Genomic DNA, 2,634 nt, shown 5'->3' on the forward strand with positions numbered 1-2,634 from the left:
GCGTTGAGCACCACGTCCTTGCGCCCCCCGAGCACCATGCCACCGCCGCTCCCGCCCCGTACCGCCGTCAGCTCGCCGCGCAGCAGCGCGGTGCCGTGCGCCAGGGAGCGGTGGACGATGGCCGCCCTGCCCCCGCCGCAGAGCAGCGCGGCCACCTCGGCCCGCTGGCGCGCGGTGCCCGCCGCGAAGACCGGGGACGCCGCGAACAGCGAGGTGATGCCGTGGCCGAGGCCCAGGCCCACATCGCGGCGGAAGACCGGCCGCAGGACGCGCACCAGGGTGTCCGCACGCTCCAGGCGTCCGCCGAGCGCCACCGGGACCAGTTCGGCGCCGAACCCCTCGGCGTCGAGCAGCGCCTCGGCCGCGGCCGGGGGCTCGGCCCGCTCGTCGGCCCGGAGCAGGGCGCGCCAGCCGGTCTCGCTGCTGTCGTCCCCCGGGTCCCCGAAGCGCTCGTCGAGGCGCCGGGCCCGGTGGTCGGCCTCCGCCGCGGCCCTGTCCGTGCTGCTCACGGCATCGCCTCCCCGCTCCCGGCCTGACCACCACTCAGACCGCAAGCGTGCGGGCGGGGGCTCGACACCGGCTCGAAGACGGGTCGCCCGGCCGCCGTGCGCGCCGCCTCCTCGCCCTCGGCGGCTTGTTTATTTGCGCAATATCGACAGCTTGTACATTTCCCTCACTGACCATAATCGACCGTGATCTTCACGGTCCGGCCCCGGAAGCCATCCGGGCCATTGGAAATAGGGGGAACGATGGTTCGGATACTGATCGCCGAGGACATGCACATGCTCCGCAAGGCGCTGGTCTCGCTGCTCGAACTGGAGACAGACATCGAGGTGGTCGCCGAGCTGTCATCGGGCACGGACATCGTGCCGACGGCGGTGGCGCTCAAGCCCGACGTCGCGGTGCTCGACATCGACCTGCCGGGCCTGGACGGGATCAGCGCGGCCGGCGCGCTGCACACCGCGGTGCCCGAGTGCCGCACGCTGATCCTCACCAGCCTCGGCAGGCCGGGGAATCTGCGCCGGGCGATGGCCGCACACGTATCCGGCTTCCTCCTCAAGGACATCGACCCCGACCGGCTCAGCGACGCGATCCGGCAGGTGGCCGCGGGCGAGCGGGTGATCGACCCGCAGCTCGCGGTGGCCGCCCTGGACAGCGGTGCCTCGCCCCTGACCGCACGCGAGACGGAGGTGCTGCGCCTCGCCGCCGAGGGGCACGAGGCGGGGCACATCGCCGGACGGCTCCACCTGTCGTCGGGCACCGTCCGCAACTACCTGACGACGGCCGTGCACAAGCTGAACGCCCGCAACCGCGTCGACGCCATCCGGATCGCCCGCGAGGCGGGCTGGCTCTGACCGGCCTGCCTGTTCCGGCTCACACCGGCCGCGCCGACAGCGTGACCGTGGCGCACAGCTGGTACCAGCCGTCCTGCCGGTGGCCCGCCGTGAGCCTGCCGTCGAAGGCGCGGATGCGGGCGGTCAAATTGCCGATGCCGCTGCCGGAGTTGGCGTCACTGTCGCGGACGGCGCCCGGGCCGTGCCCTGCCAGGGCGGCGCCGTCGTTGGCGAGGGTCAGCCGCACCGTGCGGCCCTCGCGCTCGGCGGTGATGGTGCACCGCTCGGCCTTGCTGTGCCGCAGCATGTTGGTCAGGCCCTCGCGCAGCGTGGTGGCGAGCACCGTGTCGACGTCCGTGGGCAGTTCGCCGCAGTCGAGCCGCAGCGCGGTGCGGATGCCGACGCCCGCCAGCATCGAACGGGCGCTCTCCGCCTCGTCGGTGAGCGACATCTGGCGGTAGCCGCGGGCCACGGTCCGTACGTCCGCTAGCGCCTGGCGGGCTGTCCGCAGCACCTCCGTAAGCTCCTGCTCGGCGCGCTCGCGGCGGTCCGGTACGAGCCGGTAGGCCAGCTCGCACTTGAGGGTGATGGTGGAGAGGCTGAAGCCGAGCAGGTCGTGCAGGTCGCGGGCGAACCGCAGCCGCTCCCCGGTGACCGCGGCGCGGGCGATCTCGGCGCGCGAGCGGTGCAGCTCCACGGCGAGTTCGGCCATCCGGGAGAGCCCGAAGACGACGAGGCCCGTCATGGTGCTCAGCGCCGTCGCGTACGCGATGTCGCCCAGGTCGTCGCCGACCAGCCAGAGCCCGAAGGCCCCGGAGGTGACGACGGCCGCGAACAGCGGCCAGCCCGGGACCGCCGGGAGCAGCAGGAGCACCGAGCCCGCGAGGAATCCGGGCAGCCCCCACCACGCCTCGCCGAAGAGGACGAAGGGCAGGAAGGTGAGCACGGCCTGGAGGCCCAGCGTCCACAGCCGGTAGGGCGCGAGGGCCGGAGTGGTGCGCGGGAAGGAGTGGCCGAGCTGGAGGCCGAGCAGGGCGAGGAGGACCACGCCCACCTCGCCGAGCGTGCGCGGCGAGGGGTGCGCGGACATGGCCCAGGCGGTCGCGAGCAGTACGTAACCCACCAGGGCGGCGATGGTCAGGGCGCGGGCCGCGCGCGGGGCCAGGTCGTGCCGGACGGCCGGCCCTTCGGCGGCGGGGCGCGGCACTCCGGTGCCATCCGGGGCGGGCCCGTGCTGGTCATGGCGGGCGGGCCCGTGCTGGTCATGGCGGGAGGGCCCGGGCTGGTCATGGCGGGAGGG

Annotated in this window: 2 protein-coding genes and 1 pseudogene; 1 reads left to right on the forward strand and 2 read right to left on the reverse strand. The window is 74.1% G+C overall.

Annotated features, from left to right (window positions below):
* Positions 1-509 (reverse strand): annotated as a pseudogene (locus GKQ77_RS31340) (acyl-CoA dehydrogenase); the annotation flags it as partial.
* 240 nt (positions 510-749) lie between these two features.
* Between GKQ77_RS31340 and GKQ77_RS31345 the strand changes: the two are divergent.
* Positions 750-1,355 carry a response regulator transcription factor gene (locus GKQ77_RS31345; RefSeq protein WP_219692500.1) on the forward strand — a complete coding sequence of 202 codons (606 nt, stop codon included), beginning with the start codon at positions 750-752 and terminating at the stop codon, positions 1,353-1,355.
* A gap of 19 nt (positions 1,356-1,374) precedes the next feature.
* Here GKQ77_RS31345 and GKQ77_RS31350 read toward each other — a convergent pair.
* Positions 1,375-2,634: sensor histidine kinase (locus GKQ77_RS31350; protein ID WP_219692501.1), on the reverse strand; the 1,260-nt coding region annotated here is incomplete at its 5' end.

Source organism: Streptomyces anatolicus (genome assembly GCF_019400875.1).
In the GTDB taxonomy this organism is placed as follows: domain Bacteria; phylum Actinomycetota; class Actinomycetes; order Streptomycetales; family Streptomycetaceae; genus Streptomyces; species Streptomyces anatolicus.

Bases quoted from the DNA above. Each gene is read 5' to 3' on its own strand.
- GKQ77_RS31345 (WP_219692500.1), top strand. From the start codon at position 750: ATGGTTCGGATACTGATCGCCGAGGACATGCACATGCTCCGCAAGGCG.